Genomic DNA, 18,446 nt, shown 5'->3' with positions numbered 1-18,446 from the left:
TACTAATTTAGATTAATTCTGTCTTCAAATTTTATCATAAAATGAGCAATTGCTGTATTTCAATTTTGAATAGGCAATGTTCATTTTTTTGTTATATTTTCAATTGCCAAGTAAAATATTTTGAAAACTGCCATATCATTAGGAAAAACTTTTTTATTTCTGATGATTTTTCGTAATTGACTATTAACAGATTCAATAGCATTTGTAGTATAAATCACTCTTTTGATTTCTACTGGATAACTAATAAAAACCATTAAATTATCTCAATTTTTATATCAAGATTTAGTAATTTGAGGATATTGTTTATTTCATTTACTTTCAAACGATTCTAAAGCTTGCATTGCTTGTTCTTCACTACATGCACTATAAATTGGTTTTAAATCTGCAACTAGACCTTTTCGATGTTTGTATGAAACATATTTTAAACTATTTCTAATTTGATGAACAATGCATAATTGATGTTCTGTTTTAGGATAAACTGATTGTATTGCTTCTGACATGCCTGTTAAATTATCACTACAAGCAATAAGAATATCATTTAAGCCACGATTTTTCATTTCTGTGAAATTAGATAATCAAAACTTAGAACATTCATTTTCACTAATTCATAATCCTAAAACATCTTTTTTGCCTTCTAAATCAACTCCTAATGCTATATAAACTGATTTGTTAATAATCCGTTTATCTTGTCGTACTTTAACTACTATACAATCAAAATAAACAATAGGATAAATACTTTCTAATGGTCGATTTTGTCATGCTTTAACATCATCAATAACATCATCAGTAATTTGACTAATAACACTTTCACTAATATCAGCACCATGATATAACTCTTGCAACTGCATTCTAATGTCAGATAATGTCATTCCTTTTGCATACAAGGAAAGAACTTGTTGATCAAAACCATCAAATCTTCTTTGCCTTTTAGGAACTATTACAGGAGTAAAATTACTATTGCGATCTCTTGGTACATCAATTTCAATTTTACCTTGTTGAGTTATTAATTTTTTTGAACTTGTACCATTACGAGCATTTTCAGTAGTAGTATGTTGATTTTTTTCATATCCTAAATAATTTTGCATTTCAGAATTCAACATTTTTTCAACTAATCTTTTTGTTAATTCTTTATATAAACCGCCAGGTTTAAAAACTGTTGTTAAATCTTCAGTATTTTCTAGTAATAAATCTACTGCTTTTGATATTGGATCATTATTATTAAAGTTATCTTTTTTAGCCATCTGTAACTCACTCTTTCTAGTCATTTAATTATATTTACTAGAATTAATTAAACATAGTTATTTTTGTAAGTTACACAGATTACTAAACATTTCCAAAATAATTGGAATATAACATTTTTTAGTAATAATTAATTCTAATTTTTAAATTTTATCAGGAAATGAGCAATTGCTGTATTTCAATTTTGAATATATATTGTTCATTTTTTTGTAATTTAAGTTTTTATATATTTTCTTTTGCAATAAATAATTTTAAAATTTTAAATATTGATTTAGATAATATTTTAAACTAATTATAATTGATATTCTTTAATATTAATTAGCAATAATGCTATTAAAGTTAACTATATATAGTATATAATTAATTAGAAAGAGCATATAAGTGGAGGAATAAATGACACATAATCAAAAATATATTACTGTTAAAGGTGCACGTGAACATAATTTAAAAAATGTTAATATTAAAATTCCAAAGTATAAGTTAGTAGTTATTACTGGTGTCTCAGGAAGTGGTAAATCATCATTAGCTTTTAATACAATTTATGCAGAAGGAAGACGAAGATATGTTGAATCACTTTCAGCCTATGCTCGTCAATTTTTAGGAAACAGCGAAAAACCTGATGTTGATGCTATTGATGGTTTAGCACCAGCAATTTCTATTGATCAAAAAACTACAAGTAATAATCCTCGCAGTACTGTTGGTACTGTTACTGAAATTTATGATTATTTGCGTTTACTTTATGCACGAATTGGAACTCCTTATTGTAATAAGGGTCATGGTCCAATTAGCACGCAAACTTTAAAAGAAATGGTTAATAAAATTAAAACGTTAGAAGATAATACTAATATTGAAATTTTAGCACCAGTTATTAATGCTAAAAAAGGTAGTCATCAAGATTTATTAGCAAAATTAAAACAAGAAAATTTTTTGCGAGTTAAAATTAATAATAAAATATATAGTTTAGATGAACCAATTGAATTGAATAAATCATTACGTCATGATATTGATATTGTTATTGATCGTATTAAATTTACCAATGATGATAATACTATTTCACGAATTCATGATGCTTTAGAAGTTGCTTTAAATCATAGTAATGGTTTAGCAAAGGTTATTTTATCGCAAACAAATGAAACGTGATTATTTTCTCAAAAATATGCTTGTAAAATTTGTGGATTTTCAATTCCCAGTTTAGAACCGCGTTTATTTTCTTTTAATGCACCAAGTGGAGCGTGTTTTGATTGTAAAGGCTTGGGAGTAAAATTAGAAGTTGACGAAGAATTATTAATGCCAGATTTAAAACTATCAATTAATGATGGTGGCATTGAGTATTATAAAAACTTAGTTGGTACTAGTAATTTAGAATGACAAAAATTAAAAGTTCTTTGTTATCATTATTTAATTGATTTGAATCAGCCATTAAAAAATTTAACAAAAACACAACTTAATTATATTATGCGTGGTAGTGATGAAGCCATTACTTTCAGTATTACTTCGGCAAATGGTCGTAAATATCCTAATCATGATTATATTGAAGGCATTGCCACTTTAATTGAAAGACGTTTTTTAGAAACAACTAGTGATTTTGCCCGTGATTATTATCGTAAATTTATGAGTGAACGCACTTGTTTAACTTGTCAAGGAACAAGATTAAATGAATTTGCATTGGCAGTTAAAATTAAAGATGAAAATAATAAAGAAATGAATATTAGTCATTATACTAATTTAGACATCGAAGAAAGTTTAACATTTATGTTAAATATTAAATTATTAGCTTATCAACAAGAAATTGCTAAATTAATATTAGTAGAAATCATTAATCGTTTAAGTTTTTTAACTAATGTTGGTTTAGGTTATTTAAACTTATCACGAATGGCACAAACTTTATCTGGTGGTGAATCACAACGAATTCGATTAGCAACTCAAATTGGTTCACAATTAACGGGAGTATTGTATGTTCTTGATGAACCTTCAATTGGTTTACATCAACGTGATAATGTTAAGTTAATTGAAACTTTAAAACAAATGCGAGATCTTGATAATACATTATTAGTAGTAGAACACGATGAAGATACAATGTGAGCAGCAGATTGATTAATTGATATTGGTCCAAAAGCCGGAATTTATGGTGGTGAAGTAATTGCTGAAGGTACAACACAGCAAGTTGCTAATAATCCTAATTCAATTACTGGAAAATATTTAAATGGTGAAAAATTTATTGCGTTACCTAAATCAAGAAGAAGTGGTAATGGTAAAGTTATTGAAATTCAAGAAGCACAAGCTAATAATTTACGTAAAATAAATGTTAAATTACCTTTAGGTAAATTTATTTGTGTTACTGGTGTTTCAGGAAGTGGTAAATCAACTCTTGTTAATGATATTTTATATACTAGTATTCAAAAGTATTTGGGTTTAAAGGGACAACGACCAGGAAAACATAAAGCAATAAAAGGGATTGAATTTATTGATAAAATTGTTGCTATTTCGCAAGAACCAATTGGCAGAACACCAAGGAGTAATCCGGCTACTTATACTTCAGTTTTTGATGATATTCGTGATTTATTTACACAAACACCAGAAGCAAAAATTAGAGGATATGCTAAAGGTAGATTTTCATTTAATGTACCAGGAGGAAGATGTGAACGTTGTTCTGGCGATGGTGTTATTAAAATTGCGATGCATTTTTTACCAGATGTTTATGTAACTTGCGAAATTTGTGAAGGAAAACGTTATAATAGTGAAACATTACAAGTTAAATATAAAGGTAAAAATATTTATGATGTACTAGAACTGCCTGTTGATTTAGCATTAACTTTTTTTGCTAATCATCCAAAAATCCATAAAAAATTAGCAATGATACAAGAAGTGGGATTAGGATACGTAAAATTAGGGCAACCTGCTACTGAATTATCTGGTGGTGAAGCACAAAGAGTGAAACTAGCTAAAGAATTACAAAAACGTGCTACTGGCAAAACTATGTATATTTTAGATGAACCAACTACTGGTTTACACGTTGATGATATTAAAAGGTTAATTGAAGTTTTAAATAAAATCGTTAATCATGGTGATACTGTTGTTGTAATTGAACATAACTTAGAAGTTATTAAAGTTGCTGATTACATTATTGATCTAGGACCTGAGGGTGGTAAATTTGGTGGTGAAATCATTGCTACAGGAACACCAGAACAAGTAATAACAAATCCTAAGTCTTATACTGGACAATATTTAAAAGCAGTTATTAATCGCGATTTGAATAGAAAATAATTAAAATATTTTCTGTAGTATTCTTGAATTTTAACAAAAGAAGTGCAGAAATAAAATGTCTTTAGAAGTAGTACCAAATTTAAAAGAAATACTTATAAATTCAACTATACAAAATGTTAAAAGTAATATAATAAAGTTAAAAGAAGTTTTTAGTACTTCTTCTAATATACAATACTTAGAATATTGATTTATTTTTTTTAAAAAAAATTTAAAAATAATGGAAAAACAGTATCAATGAATGCAAAAATTTTTAGTGAAAGTAAAAGACGAAGTAATTAATGATGAAAGAAAAGAACTTAAATTTCTTTCTTTTAAGTTTGAAAAAGAAAATTTTTTCCCATGAGATAAAGAACTAGAGTTTGAATTACTTGAATTTACTTTAATATGAGAGGAACAAAAATAGAAGGAAAAGGATAAACTCATTGATAAAATTACAGCATTAAAAATAGAATTAAATTGTAAATTAAGTAGTAAAAAATGAGAATTGAAAGAGAAATTATATAAAATTAACGGACTTCTCCCCACATGTACTTGTGGAGGGAATAATGAAACTGAATGAATTCAACAATGCTTTTCAAACTGAACAGCAATGTCTTGCATATATAGCAAATTTGAAAGAAAACAAATGTATTAGGTGTTTTAGTTTTAATTTGAATACTTCTGATTTAAAAAGAATGAGATGTTTAAAATGTAATCAAACATTTAGCATTCTCACAGGCACCATATTTTCAAGGTCACAAACATCTTTAACATCTTGGTTTTATCTTATCTTTAGATGAATAAACACCAAACATGGAATTCCATCAACAGATATTGCAAAAGAATTGGGAGTGACTTTGAAAACTGCTTGAAGAATGACTCATAAAATCAGAACACGTATTGCAAAACAAAAACCTCAATTTATTGTTGAAGGTACAGTGCAAATTGATGAAATGTATCTTTCACATATGGGTTTTAAAAAACAAGGAAGATCCTTGGTGAATAAAACCTTGATTGTTGGCATTTATCAAAAAACAACCAATAATTTAATTGTGAAAGTATTGAAAAACGCAAAGAGTAAAAATCTTTTGCAGTTTGCAAAAAACCACATTTCTTCAAAATGTCTTGTATATACTGATTCTTGAAAAGTATATTGCGATTTTAAATCATGGATGGGTTACACTTTATTGGACACTAATTACGTAGACAAGTGAACAAAGAAAGGAACTATAATTATGGCCAATATTAACTCATATACCGATGAATTTAAAAAACAAATAGTAGCTTTATATCAAAGTGGCAAATCAGTATCTTGCCTTGCTAAAGAATATAATGTTACAAGAGCAGCTACTTACAATTGAATTAAGCAATTTACTAATTCAGGTAGTTTTAAAACTAAAGATAATCGTTCTGTTGAAGAAAATGAATTAATTAAATTAAGAAAAGAATTAAAACAATTAAGAATGGAAAATGATATTTTAAAGCAAGCAGCACTAATAATAGGCAGAAAATAGAAATTATTGTCAAAAATAAAGTTAAATATAAAATTCGCACAATGTGTCATTTTTTAAAAATCTCTAAATCAACATATTATTTTAATTTAAAGAAAAAAGAAAATAAAATCAAAAATAATATTTATGATGAAGCTGTTATTAGTGCTTTTAAAGAAAATAAAGAAGTTTATGGTACTAGAAGATTAAAAGTCATTCTAGAAAACCAAGAAATTTATTTATCAAGACGAAAAATTAAAGAAATTATGAATAAACATAATTTAATATCAAAATACACTAAATTATCATACAAAAATCATAATAACAAAGTTAACGATAGTCCAATAAACAATCTTGTTGATAGAAACTTTAATAATAGAGTTAAAAATGAAGTTATTGTTAGTGATTTAACTTATGTTCAAGTAAATGGTAAGTGAAACTATATTTGTTTATTAATTGACCTATTTAACCGCGAAATAATTGGACATAGTGTAGGTACTAAAAAAGATGCATCATTAGTATATCAAGCATTTATGCACTCAAATCGCTGTTTAAAAGATATTCAAATATTTCATAGTGATCGCGGTAATGAATTTAATAATAAAATTATTGATAAACTTTTACTAGCATTCAATATTAATCGCTCTTTAAGCAAAAAAGGTTGTCCTTATGATAACGCTGTTGCTGAAGCAACCTTTAAAACTTTCAAAACCGAATTTATTAATGATAAAAATTTTACATCATTAATCCAATTAAAATTAGAATTATTTGATTACATCAATTGATATAACAACATAAGAATTCACAGCACTTTAAACTACTTAACTCCAGTTAATTATCAAAAACAAATGTCTACCAAAAAATAGTCCTAAAAAAGGTTGCCATTCCATCAGTTTTCACTAAGCATGAAACAGTTAACCATCAAGATGGCTATGTTTCAAAAATTGGTGTAAATACCAACCAAATTGAATCAGTTTGAAAACATATAAGAAGAACATTTAAAACACATATCAAAGTTGCAAAACATCATGTTCATTTATATGCTAAAGAAGCTGCATATAAATTCAACAAGATACCTAGTTTTGAAACTGTAATTCTATGTTTGATTTAAAAATGTGGGGAGAAGTCCGTAGATAGGCTTTTCTCAGCATTTATGTGATAAAATTAAAATAGTACATAAAGGGAGAAAAGCCAAAATTAATAATCAACAAGAAATTATTTTAAATTTTCATAATAATAGTCTTAAAAAATTAGAAGTTTTTCAAAAACAAAAAACAAGTAAGATTTTTAAATTTAAAAGTAAATTAGTTAAGTTTTTAACTTTTGGTTATTATAATTTTGAAATAAGATTAGTTAATAGAATAGAATGTGAAAAAGTTGTTTTAAATAATCAAAAAGAGCAACTTTATAAAATTGGATTAAAAATTTGTAATATCAAAAAAAGTTTGAATAAAGTTGAAATAAAAATTAGAAAAAAAAGACAAAGACTTAATTTATTTAAAGAAAATATTGTCTCTCTTGTTAAGGAAATAAATTCAATTAATGTACAAAATATTGAAATTTCAACAAACAATAGATTAATAACACAATTATAGTTATTCTTTTTATTTATTTGTAATCTAAAATTGTAGAAAATATATCCATTTATATGATAAAATCTTACTTATATATAGACATGAAAGGATTTGTCACTTTGGAAAAAAGAGTATATTTTTTAAAATTTAATAAAAAAATTCTTAAAATGGATTTAATAAGTTTTGGAACTGGTTTAATAGGTATTTTTTTGGGAATTCTAAGTATTTTAGCATTACAACCTTTTTGAGATAATGATAAAGCATCACTTTGAATAACTGTTGTTGCAATTTTTTTTGATATTACTAGTTTTACTTTAGCTTTTCTACCTTTTTTCTTAATGTTCCGTTTAATTAGATTAAAGAAAACTTTGATAAAACAAAATATGAAATTATATCGAAAAGATCAATTTAGTATTTCGCTTGATTTTATTAGTTTTTGTTTAGGTATTATTGGAACAAGTTGCGAAATTATTAGTGTTATTGTGCTTTTACCTCAATTTAATGATAATAAAGTTTTTTCATATCAAATTACTATTGTTGCTGTTGTTTTAAATATTATTAGTTGTATTACTTGTTTAATGGCAATATTAATTACTATTAATATTATTAAAGATTATAAACAAAGAGGAAATTCTATTATTTAAATATAATAATTTCCACTTTTAGCATAATTATTTTTTGTACTATGACAAGCTAAATCAATTATGTTAAGATATTTTCAGTTTAAGTTTATGTTAGAAGGAGAAGTTATGAATAATAAAGAAAAAATTAAAGGTAACTTTTATGTTCTGGGAGATAGTTTATCAGACACAGGAGCATTAGTAAGTGGTTTTACAGCTCTTTTTAAGCATTTAAAAATACCTAAAATAGTTAAAATGTTACCACCATTTTATAAAAATTCTTTTTCTAATGGTCCTGTGGCAGCACAAATTATTGCCGATTATTTGCATATAAATTTAACTTCTGCTTGAAGATTTGACCTTTTTTTATTTGCTGATGAGCAAATTGGTAATAATTATGCAGTTAGTGGAGCTTTAGCTAGTAGAAAAAAAGAATTAACAGTAGAAAGTTTTGTTATTAATCATTTTGATATTACTCATCAAGTAGATGCTTTAATTAGTCAGCATCATATTAATAGTAATGATATAATTTTAGTAGAGTTTGGTGGTAATGATATTTTATATGCTTTTAAACAATCGTTATTAAAGGACCAAGAAGAAATTATTAATAAAGCAGTTGAGTTAATAAAAAATGCTTTAACTAAATTGATAAATAAAGGTGCTCAACATATTTTATTATGTAATGTTCCTAATATGAGTATTATCCCTTTATTTAAAAATAAAGAAAAAGATAAGGAACGTATTTTAAATCGGACTTCTCCCCACATGTACTTGTGGAGGGAATAATGAAACTGAATGAATTCAACAATGCTTTTCAAACTGAACAGCAATGTCTTGCATATATAGCAAATTTGAAAGAAAACAAATGTATTAGGTGTTTTAATTTTAATTTGAATACTTCTGATTTAAAAAGAATGAGATGTTTAAAATGTAATCAAACATTTAGCATTCTCACAGGCACCATATTTTCAAGGTCACAAACATCTTTAACATCTTGGTTTTATCTTATCTTTAGATGAATAAACACCAAACATGGAATTCCATCAACAGATATTGCAAAAGAATTGGGAGTGACTTTGAAAACTGCTTGAAGAATGACTCATAAAATCAGAACACGTATTGCAAAAAAAAACCTCAATTTATTGTTGAAGGTACAGTGCAAATTGATGAAATGTATCTTTCACATATGGGTTTTAAAAAACAAGGAAGATCCTTGGTGAATAAAACCTTGATTGTTGGCATTTATTAAAAAACAACCAATAATTTAATTGTGAAAGTATTGAAAAACGCAAAGAGTAAAAATCTTTTGCAGTTTGCAAAAAAACACATTTCTTCAAAATGTCTTGTATATACTGATTCTTGAAAAGGATATTGCGATTTTAAATCAGTTTTCACTAAGCATGAAACAGTTAACCATCAAGATGGCTATGTTTCAAAAATTGGTGTAAATACCAACCAAATTGAATCAGTTTGAAAACATATAAGAAGAACATTTAAAACACATATCAAAGTTGCAAAACATCATGTTCATTTATATGCTAAAGAAGCTGCATATAAATTCAACAAGATACCTAGTTTTGAAACTGTAATTCTATGTTTGATTTAAAAATGTGGGGAGAAGTCCGTAGATAGGCTTTTCTCAGCATTTATGTGATAAAATTAAAATAGTACATAAAGGGAGAAAAGCCTTTTAAATTTAACTACTAATTTTAATAAAATGTTAGATGGTATTATTGAAGAATTAAATAAAAATAAAAAAAATATTATTAAATATGATATGTTTGCAGCAATAACAAACGCTATTAATAAGTTTAAAAACTTGAATATTAATAACAATATTATTGATGCAGCAGTTACTACTGATTTTAGTGAGATAATTAATAATGGTATTATTGTTCCTCATTTCAATAAAGGTGTTAATGAAGAAAATATTAATAATTATTTCTTTTTTGATAGCATTCATCCTAATAAATGAGCACATAATATTATCGCTCAAGAATTAATTAAATTAATAAATAATAATAAGAATTAATTAGAAATATTTATTTATAAGAGTTATAATTTTATTATAAAGGAAAAAATAAATATGAAAAAAGAATGAGTTAAATTAATTAAAGTAGACTTTATGCATGGTGTTGAAGAACCTTGATGTAATAACAAAGGTGTTGCAATATTACCATTTATAATTAAAGATGATGGTAGTCGTTATTTTATGCAAACATGTGAGAGTAATCCTTTATTTAATAAAAATAAGTTGGGTAAATATAGTTCAATTACTGGTGGAGTGGAAAATAATAATCCTTTGGAAACAGTTTATTGAAATGTGAGAAGAAACTGGTATTTTTTTAACAAAAGATACACCTATTTACTTTTTAGGTACTCATTATGCTTCAAAAATAAGCACTAAAGTATGATATTATTATGCAATTGATTTAACTGCACTTAATTTGGATATTAATGATAAATATTATGGTGTTGGCGATGGAACAATAGGAGAAAATAGTTTATATAGTAAATTTATTCCTGAAACAGAATTACGGTTTTCAAACGATTCTTTTTCTCTGACAATTTATGGTAAGTTATTCAATTCTATAAGTCACAATTGTTTTAAAAACATTAATTTTAAAACATTATTATTAAACAATTATTGCGATTCAAAAGCAGAAATATTTAATTCTGAAATTAATAATAATTTGAAGAGAAATATTTTTATTTCGGGTATAGCTAATAAATATGAAGAATTTGGTACTATAAAGAAAAGTAAAAAATTTGTATTTGATTTATCAAATTTTTTATGTAAAGAAAATAATAAAATAATAATCCTTTGGAATCGGCGTTGGTGATGAAATAGTAAGTGGTGCTGTTAAGTATGCTAAAGAAAATAGTATTGTTTTGGATAAAATTCTTGATGTATGACCATTTCCTCAACAATTTAAAAAAAGTTGACCAGAATATCGTAATCAGTTAATAAATAAAGCAGACATTGTACTATTTATTTTTGGTAATAAAATGGATGAAAATAATAATATTGTTTTATCAAAAGGTGTATTAAATGAATTTGAAATTGCTAGAAATAAAAATAAAATAATAATTCCTATAGCTTCAACTGGTTATGCTGCTAAAGAAATATTTATAAAAATAGAAAATGATATAGAAAATTTTAAATATTTAAAAGATTATTTACATGTTCTTAAGAATGAAAAAAATGCTGGAAAGATAGTTAAAACTATTATTCAAATTTTAGATAATATTAACTAGTAATATTTATTTATATTTTATTTCTTGGTGGTAATTGTGGAGGCGTGCCACTTCCATTTGGACTTAGTTGTCCTAAATAATTAATAAAATGATAATCTCATTTTTCAGAAACTAAATCACCAGTATTTTTTCATTCTTATTTTTATCAATAGTTTCATAAATATGATTTAAATTTTGATTGATAGATGATGAGATAATATTTTTTAATACTAATTGAAAAGGAATATAGTTGCTATTCATAAAAAGTTAACACTAATTTCTAATATTTTAATTTTTAACAATTTTTAAAGAATTATATCATAATAATTTTTATTTGATAATGAAATGTTTAGTAATTTTTTACGGACTTCTCCCCACATGTACTTGTGGAGGGAATAATGAAACTGAATGAATTCAACAATGCTTTTCAAACTGAACAGCAATGTCTTGCATATATAGCAAATTTGAAAGAAAACAAATGTATTAGGTGTTTTAATTTTAATTTGAATACTTCTGATTTAAAAAGAATGAGATGTTTAAAATGTAATCAAACATTTAGCATTCTCACAGGCACCATATTTTCAAGGTCACAAACATCTTTAACATCTTGGTTTTATCTTATCTTTAGATGAATAAACACCAAACATGGAATTCCATCAACAGATATTGCAAAAGAATTGGGAGTGACTTTGAAAACTGCTTGAAGAATGACTCATAAAATCAGAACACGTATTGCAAAACAAAAACCTCAATTTATTGTTGAAGGTACAGTGCAAATTGATGAAATGTATCTTTCACATATGGGTTTTAAAAAACAAGGAAGATCCTTGGTGAATAAAACCTTGATTGTTGGCATTTATCAAAAAACAACCAATAATTTAATTGTGAAAGTATTGAAAAACGCAAAGAGTAAAAATCTTTTGCAGTTTGCAAAAAACCACATTTCTTCAAAATGTCTTGTATATACTGATTCTTGAAAAGGATATTGCGATTTTAAATCAGTTTTCACTAAGCATGAAACAGTTAACCATCAAGATGGCTATGTTTCAAAAATTGGTGTAAATACCAACCAAATTGAATCAGTTTGAAAACATATAAGAAGAACATTTAAAACACATATCAAAGTTGCAAAACATCATGTTCATTTATATGCTAAAGAAGCTGCATATAAATTCAACAAGATACCTAGTTTTGAAACTGTAATTCTATGTTTGATTTAAAAATGTGGGGAGAAGTCCGTAGATAGGCTTTTCTCAGCATTTATGTGATAAAATTAAAATAGTACATAAAGGGAGAAAAGCCATTTTTTATTATATTATTCAATATTTTTTTTAATGTTTTTAGAAACTTATGTATATTTTTGTTAATAATAAACTTTCTGTTGATATATTATATATAATTATATTATGTTTAAAATTAATCAAAAATTTTAATTATAAAAGGCAGGAAATTAAGTATGGAAAACCTTAGTGTTGGCGAAATAGTAACAAAATTTAATTTAACAATTTTATATATTAATCCCAAAATTCCAATTGAAAAAAGAATTATTACTAATATTGGTACTAATCGTGGTGGTTTAGAGTTAACAGGATTTAAAACTAAACAAATCTCACGTAGTCGTCGTATAATTTTATTAAGCAGTAAAGAAAGCGAATATATTTCCTCTTTACCAAAAACAGAATTTAAGAACCATTTTAGTAATATTTTAGAAGATCATATTCCTGCTATTTTTGTAACACCTAATTTTAAATTTAAAAAAGAATTATGTGACTGTGCTAAATCAATTAATTCAACAGTTCCAATTATTGAATTATTATTTTTTACTTCTGAATTTGCAGCAACAGTTTCTACGTATATTGTTGAACGTTTATCTGAATCTAAACGTTTACATGGTACTTTAGTAAATATTTTTGGTTATGGTGTCCTAATTACAGGTGAAAGTGGTATTGGTAAATCAGAAACAACATTAGATTTATTACGTAATGGGCACTTATTTGTTGGTGATGATAGTATTGATATTTTAAAAATCAATAATAAAATTGTAGGAAAAGTTAATCCGATTATTAAAAATTTAATTGAAATTAGAGGAATAGGTATCCTAGATATTACCAAAATGTATGGATATCATGTTATAATGCATGAGAGTCAAGTAAATTTAATTATTAATTTAATTAGAATTGAAAATGATGGTTGAACTAAAGTTGATCGACTTGGTGATCATAATAACTTTGATGTTTTTTTTGAAATTAAAGTGCCTAAAATAATTATTCCTGTTAGTCCATGAATAAATTTAGCTGATTTAATTGAAGCAGCAGTTATTAGTTTAAAATTAAAAGATGAAGGTCAAGACGCTACTGCTAGTTTTCAAAAACAAATAATTAGAAATTTAACAAAAAAGAAATAATTTAATTATTAAATTATCAAAAAGGAAAAAAATATGATTAATGATGATGGATACAATAGTTTAATTACCGATATTCCGGGAACGGGAATTCATATTTATTCGGTATTAATGGCAGTAGGGTTTTTAACTGCTGTCATTGCTTCATGAATAAAATTATATCGTCGTAATATTCCAACTAAAACTTTAGAATGAGGAACATTAGTTATTGCATTAGCAGGATTAATAGGAGCAAGAGCATGATATGTTCTTAATAATACTAGCACAATTGAAAATGCACTTGATGTAGTTGCCGTTTGAAGAGGTGGTATGGCAATTGAAGGAGGCGTTACAGTTGGAATGATAGTAGGATTCTTTATTTTTTATCGTACTTCAAAGCAGTTACAAATTTCAATGTGAGTTTTTATTGATTGTATTGTTCCAAATATTTTATTAGGTCAAGCAATTGGTAGATGAGGTAATTTTTTTAATCAAGAATTACTAGGAACTGATGTTGGTCATCCTTTCAGTTGATTACCAACATGAATAAATAATCATTTACATTATGGTTTTAATAGTGATAAACCAGATCCTGTTGCTGTTTATCGTCAACCTTTATTTTTATATGAGTCATTATCTTCATTATTTGGTTGATTCTTTTTAACGTTTTTTGTACCAAAAACATGACAAATATTTAGTAAAAAACCATGAAAATTAGATTCTTCGCAATTTATTTCGCCTTTAAAGACTAATCCAATTGTTGTAAAAGATTTTTTAAAACCTTGAACAGTTATTAAAAAAATTCATGGATATCGTAAATTTAAATATGAAAGTTGAAAACAAGCATATTTTGATTTTACACCCAATAAGAATAGTGTTAAAAGTGTTGAAAAAATACCTTGAAAAGATGTTAAAAAACATTCAAAAGTTAAATCAAAGATAAAAAAATGATATTTAAAGATTAAATATAATATGCAACCACATTCTAAATCTTTAAATACTATGTATAATCCTAATAATTATCGAGTAACATATGCAGGAGTATCAGGTAGTTTATACTTTGTCTTTTATGGTATTATTAGAATGATTTTAGAACCACTTCGTGATAATAGAGACATTATGAAAATAGCCAATGTTTCAACTTCAATGATAGTTTCTGGAATGTGAATTATTTTAGGTGTTATTTTAGTAATATTTGCACAAATTATTGCACCATCAAGATTTCGTAAAGGAGAATGATTATATGAAAAATCATACTAATAAAGAAAATAAATATGATTATGATTTAGTAGTTATTGGTGGTGGTCCAGCAGGAATGACAGCTGCTATTTATGCACAAAGAGCAAATCTTAAAACTGTGATTATTGAAAAATATATTGTTGGTGGAAAAATGATTAAAACTTCTGAAATTGAAAATTATCCAGGTTATGATTATATTTTAGGGCCTGAATTATCAGAAAAAATGCAAAAGCAAGTTGAGAAACTACAAGTTGAATTTGTTACTGATGAAGTTATTAAAATTACAGATAGTGAAAATCATAAAATTAAAACAGTCATTTTAAGTAGTGGTGATGTTCTTATTGCTAAAGTAGTAATTATAGCTACTGGTTCATTAGAACGTAAAATTGGTGTTCCTGGTGAAGATGAATATGCTAATCGTGGTGTTTCTTATTGTGCTGTTTGTGATGGTGCTTTATTTAAGAATAAAATTATTAGTGTAGTTGGCGGTGGTTATGCTGCTTGTGAAGAATCTTTATATTTAACAAGATTTACTAATAAAGTTAATCTTATTCATCGTCGTGATCAATTTCGTGCTGATGATAAAACCGTTAATAAAGTTAAAAATAATGAAAATATTAATTTAATAACTGATCATGTTGTATTAAAAGTATTAGGTACTGAGGATAAGAAAAAAGTAGGTAAATTAGAAATTCAAAATATTAAGACTAAGGAAATTAGTGAAATTACTACTGATGCCTTATTTCCTTATATTGGTTCTGATCCTGTTACAAAATTTGTTAAAGATTTAGATATTTGCGATAGCAATGGTTATATTATAGTTAATGATAAGTGTCAAACTAAAATCCCGGGATTATATGCAGCTGGTGATGTAATTGCTAAAAATTTAAGACAAATAGTAACTGCTGTTAACGATGGAGCGATTGCAGCACAATATTTAATAAATTTTATTGATAATTTTAATGAATAAAGTGTACAATTGAGGTGATAGTAATGATATCATTTACAACAAGTGTAAAAGATGAAATCTGTCAAAAAAGTTTTAAAAATTGTTGTCAGAAATCTTTGCTATCAGCATATTCGCTTATTAATGGTAAGATTACAAATTCAGATAAAATAAATAATGAGATTATTATTCATAGTTTTCATAACAAAACCACTAGGTTAATATATAAATTTTTAAAAAATCAATATAAAGACGTAAAATTGATAGTTATGGTGGATGTTTTAAATAAATTTGAGCGTCCAAAGGTGTATAATATTCGTATTAATAATAAAATTGATTTTATTATTAATGATTTAATGCTTCAAGATAAATATCTTTTTATTGAGAAAGAAGCTATGCACCAGCATATAATAAAAGAGCATTGTATAAGAGCGTATATCGCAGGAATCTTCCTTGTAGTTGGCAGTATCAATTCTCCTTCAACACCTAACTACCATTTGGAATTACAATTTCATAATGATATGTTGGCTAAAAAAATTAAAAATATTTTATTACAAACTTTTAAATTAAACTTTAAAACAATAAAACGTCGTAATAAAACGGTGCTTTATCTAAAAAAATCTAATGTAATTTCTGACTTTTTAAAAATAATTGATTGTCCACAAGCAGTTTTCGCTTTTGAAGATAAACGCATTTCACGAGAATTATTTAATAATATTAATCGTTTTAATAATATTGATATTTCTAATCAACAAAAAATTTTAAATGCTGGAGACCAGCAAGTTATAATGATTTCTGTTTTAAAAGATAAAAAACTTTTCAAAGCGTTGTCCTTAAAAGCTCAAATTATTTCAAATTTAAGATTAAAAAATCCTGAAGCATCACTTTCAGAATTGGGTGAACTTTACTATCAAGAAACTGGTTTTGTCATTACTAAGTCTGGGGTTAATCATTTAATTCGCGAAATTAAGAAAAAGTATCAAGAAACATTGTAAGTTAATAATAAAAGTATAAGAGGAGGCCATACAATGAAAAAGAAAGAAATTTTAAGCAAAGGTCGTCAAGATTTATTGAATGCTTTTGGAAAACGAATGAAAACTTTACGTAATCAAAAAGGTAGAAAATTTTCACAAGAGAAACTTGGAGAAGCAAGCGGCCTACATCGTAATTATATTTCTGATGCTGAAAGAGGAACAAGAAACGTATCTTTAGTTGCAATCTTAAAAATAATTAATGGGTTGGATTCATCTATTAGTGATTTTTTTGCTGTAGGGTTTGATAATATTGATACTTCAAATTTATATGACACATTTAGTGTTGAATAAAATCAATTTAATACACTTTTAGTAGTACTTTATAAACAAGTACTACTTTTTTATTATTTTATTTTTTATTAAAAATAAATTTAAGAAAAGTTATTAGTACTTTTTATAAAATTAATTGATATTCACTAGTAATTATTTTATCTTAATGAAGATTATGAAATTTATTCACCTTATATTAGGAATAATTAATCATTAAAATGTTATAATTTAACGGACTTCTCCCCACATGTACTTGTGGAGGGAATAATGAAACTGAATGAATTCAAAAATGCTTTTCAAACTGAACAGCAATGTCTTGCATATATAGCAAATTTGAAAGAAAACAAATGTATTAGGTGTTTTAGTTTTAATTTGAATACTTCTGATTTAAAAAGAATGAGATGTTTAAAATGTAATCAAACATTTAGCATTCTCACAGGCACCATATTTTCAAGGTCACAAAAATCTTTAACATCTTGGTTTTATCTTATCTTTAGATGAATAAACACCAAACATGGAATTCCATCAACAGATATTGCAAAAGAATTGGGAGTGACTTTGAAAACTGCTTGAAGAATGACTCATAAAATCAGAACACGTATTGCAAAACAAAAACCTCAATTTATTGTTGAAGGTACAGTGCAAATTGATGAAATGTATCTTTCACATATGGGTTTTAAAAAACAAGGAAGATCCTTGGTGAATAAAACCTTGATTGTTGGCATTTATCAAAAAAAAACCAATAATTTAATTGTGAAAGTATTGAAAAACGCAAAGAGTAAAAATCTTTTGCAGTTTGCAAAAAACCACATTTCTTCAAAATGTCTTGTATATACTGATTCTTGAAAAGTATATTGCGATTTTAAATCAGTTTTCACTAAGCATGAAACAGTTAACCATCAAGATGGCTATGTTTCAAAAATTGGTGTAAATACCAACCAAATTGAATCAGTTTGAAAACATATAAGAAGAACATTTAAAACACATATCAAAGTTGCAAAACATCATGTTCATTTATATGCTAAAGAAGCTGCATATAAATTCAACAAGATACCTAGTTTTGAAACTGTAATTCTATGTTTGATTTAAAAATGTGGGGAGAAGTCCGTAGATAGGCTTTTCTCAGCATTTATGTGATAAAATTAAAATAGTACATAAAGGGAGAAAAGCCTAA

The 18,446-nt window shown here is 25.8% G+C and carries 21 protein-coding genes and 1 pseudogene; 20 read left to right on the top strand and 2 right to left on the bottom strand.

Features of this window, described 5'->3' with window-relative positions; translation table 4 throughout:
• Positions 1-2: 2 nt before the first annotated feature.
• Complete coding sequence (locus AACL02_RS11065) at positions 3-1,241, bottom strand: IS256 family transposase (RefSeq protein WP_339043733.1); 1,239 nt, start codon at positions 1,239-1,241, stop codon at positions 3-5.
• Between the two features lie 391 nt (positions 1,242-1,632).
• Between AACL02_RS11065 and uvrA the strand changes: the two genes are divergently transcribed.
• The 19 genes and pseudogenes from uvrA (at position 1,633) to AACL02_RS10970 (ending at position 17,293) form a co-directional block, all read left to right on the top strand.
• A complete protein-coding gene (gene uvrA, locus AACL02_RS11060; RefSeq protein WP_339041612.1) occupies positions 1,633-4,503 on the top strand; it encodes an excinuclease ABC subunit UvrA in 2,871 nt (956 codons plus the stop codon).
• 55 nt (positions 4,504-4,558) lie between these two features.
• Complete coding sequence (locus AACL02_RS11055; protein WP_339041610.1) at positions 4,559-4,906, top strand: hypothetical protein; 348 nt, start codon at positions 4,559-4,561, stop codon at positions 4,904-4,906.
• Between the two features lie 81 nt (positions 4,907-4,987).
• The gene (locus AACL02_RS11050; RefSeq protein WP_339041608.1) at positions 4,988-5,137 is read left to right on the top strand and encodes a hypothetical protein; all 150 of its coding nucleotides are present in this window, start codon (positions 4,988-4,990) and stop codon (positions 5,135-5,137) included.
• A 40-nt stretch (positions 5,138-5,177) separates the two neighbouring features.
• A pseudogene (locus AACL02_RS11045) lies at positions 5,178-5,612 on the top strand (IS1595 family transposase); the annotation flags it as partial.
• Positions 5,613-5,717: 105 nt separating this feature from the next.
• Positions 5,718-6,838, top strand: a protein-coding gene (locus AACL02_RS11040; RefSeq protein ID WP_339040217.1) for an IS3 family transposase whose coding sequence is annotated in 2 segments (ribosomal slippage) — positions 5,718-5,961 and positions 5,961-6,838 — 1,122 coding nt in all. Because the reading frame shifts where the segments join, the coding sequence is not laid out codon by codon here.
• Between the two features lie 875 nt (positions 6,839-7,713).
• Positions 7,714-8,190: a hypothetical protein gene (locus AACL02_RS11035; RefSeq protein ID WP_339041606.1), complete on the top strand. Its 477-nt coding sequence runs from the start codon at positions 7,714-7,716 to the stop codon at positions 8,188-8,190.
• A 105-nt stretch (positions 8,191-8,295) separates the two neighbouring features.
• A complete protein-coding gene (locus AACL02_RS11030; protein WP_339041604.1) occupies positions 8,296-8,952 on the top strand; it encodes an SGNH/GDSL hydrolase family protein in 657 nt (218 codons plus the stop codon).
• A complete protein-coding gene (locus tag AACL02_RS11025; protein WP_339041602.1) occupies positions 8,952-9,434 on the top strand; it encodes a hypothetical protein in 483 nt (160 codons plus the stop codon). The genes AACL02_RS11030 and AACL02_RS11025 overlap by 1 nt, the downstream gene beginning before the upstream one ends.
• Positions 9,435-9,436: 2 nt before the next feature.
• Positions 9,437-9,772, top strand: coding sequence for a transposase (locus tag AACL02_RS11020; protein ID WP_339041600.1), 336 nt, complete (start codon positions 9,437-9,439; stop codon positions 9,770-9,772).
• Between the two features lie 111 nt (positions 9,773-9,883).
• On the top strand, positions 9,884-10,198 hold the full coding sequence (locus tag AACL02_RS11015; RefSeq protein ID WP_339041598.1) for a hypothetical protein: 315 nt from the start codon (positions 9,884-9,886) through the stop codon (positions 10,196-10,198).
• Positions 10,199-10,252: 54 nt separating this feature from the next.
• Positions 10,253-10,573: a hypothetical protein gene (locus tag AACL02_RS11010; protein WP_339041596.1), complete on the top strand. Its 321-nt coding sequence runs from the start codon at positions 10,253-10,255 to the stop codon at positions 10,571-10,573.
• Positions 10,488-11,033, top strand: coding sequence for a hypothetical protein (locus AACL02_RS11005; RefSeq protein WP_339041593.1), 546 nt, complete (start codon positions 10,488-10,490; stop codon positions 11,031-11,033). Before AACL02_RS11010 ends, AACL02_RS11005 begins: the two co-directional genes overlap by 86 nt.
• Positions 10,996-11,424 (top strand): hypothetical protein, encoded by a 429-nt coding sequence (locus tag AACL02_RS11000; protein WP_339043732.1) that lies wholly within the window; start codon positions 10,996-10,998, stop codon positions 11,422-11,424. The genes AACL02_RS11005 and AACL02_RS11000 overlap by 38 nt, the downstream gene beginning before the upstream one ends.
• Positions 11,425-11,930: 506 nt before the next feature.
• Positions 11,931-12,623, top strand: a complete 693-nt coding sequence (locus AACL02_RS10995) for an IS1595 family transposase (protein ID WP_339040707.1) — start codon at positions 11,931-11,933, stop codon at positions 12,621-12,623.
• Between the two features lie 236 nt (positions 12,624-12,859).
• On the top strand, positions 12,860-13,807 hold the full coding sequence (gene hprK / locus AACL02_RS10990) for an HPr(Ser) kinase/phosphatase (RefSeq protein WP_339041590.1): 948 nt from the start codon (positions 12,860-12,862) through the stop codon (positions 13,805-13,807).
• Between the two features lie 33 nt (positions 13,808-13,840).
• Positions 13,841-15,043 carry a prolipoprotein diacylglyceryl transferase gene (locus tag AACL02_RS10985; RefSeq protein ID WP_339041588.1) on the top strand — a complete coding sequence of 401 codons (1,203 nt, stop codon included), beginning with the start codon at positions 13,841-13,843 and terminating at the stop codon, positions 15,041-15,043.
• Positions 15,027-15,992: a thioredoxin-disulfide reductase gene (gene trxB, locus AACL02_RS10980; RefSeq protein WP_339041586.1), complete on the top strand. Its 966-nt coding sequence runs from the start codon at positions 15,027-15,029 to the stop codon at positions 15,990-15,992. The genes AACL02_RS10985 and trxB overlap by 17 nt, the downstream gene beginning before the upstream one ends.
• A 23-nt stretch (positions 15,993-16,015) precedes the next feature.
• Positions 16,016-16,963, top strand: a complete 948-nt coding sequence (gene whiA, locus AACL02_RS10975) for a DNA-binding protein WhiA (RefSeq protein WP_281749091.1) — start codon at positions 16,016-16,018, stop codon at positions 16,961-16,963.
• A 33-nt stretch (positions 16,964-16,996) separates the two neighbouring features.
• Positions 16,997-17,293, top strand: coding sequence for a helix-turn-helix transcriptional regulator (locus AACL02_RS10970; RefSeq protein ID WP_339041583.1), 297 nt, complete (start codon positions 16,997-16,999; stop codon positions 17,291-17,293).
• A gap of 175 nt (positions 17,294-17,468) precedes the next feature.
• Here the strand turns inward: AACL02_RS10970 and AACL02_RS10965 are convergent, their stop codons facing one another.
• Entirely contained in the window at positions 17,469-17,594 is a 126-nt protein-coding gene (locus AACL02_RS10965) for a hypothetical protein (RefSeq protein ID WP_339041581.1), read from the bottom strand.
• On the opposite strand from AACL02_RS10965, the gene AACL02_RS10960 reads away from it, so the two are divergent.
• Positions 17,540-18,361 carry an IS1595 family transposase gene (locus tag AACL02_RS10960; protein WP_339041579.1) on the top strand — a complete coding sequence of 274 codons (822 nt, stop codon included), beginning with the start codon at positions 17,540-17,542 and terminating at the stop codon, positions 18,359-18,361. The genes AACL02_RS10965 and AACL02_RS10960 overlap by 55 nt on opposite strands.
• The last annotated feature ends 85 nt before the right edge of the window (positions 18,362-18,446 follow it).

This window comes from Spiroplasma endosymbiont of Apeira syringaria, assembly GCF_964020205.1.
In the GTDB taxonomy this organism is placed as follows: Bacteria; Bacillota_I; Bacilli_A; order Mycoplasmatales; family VBWQ01; genus Spiroplasma_E; species Spiroplasma_E ixodetis_A.
This window is presented reverse-complemented; position numbering and strand designations above follow the sequence as displayed.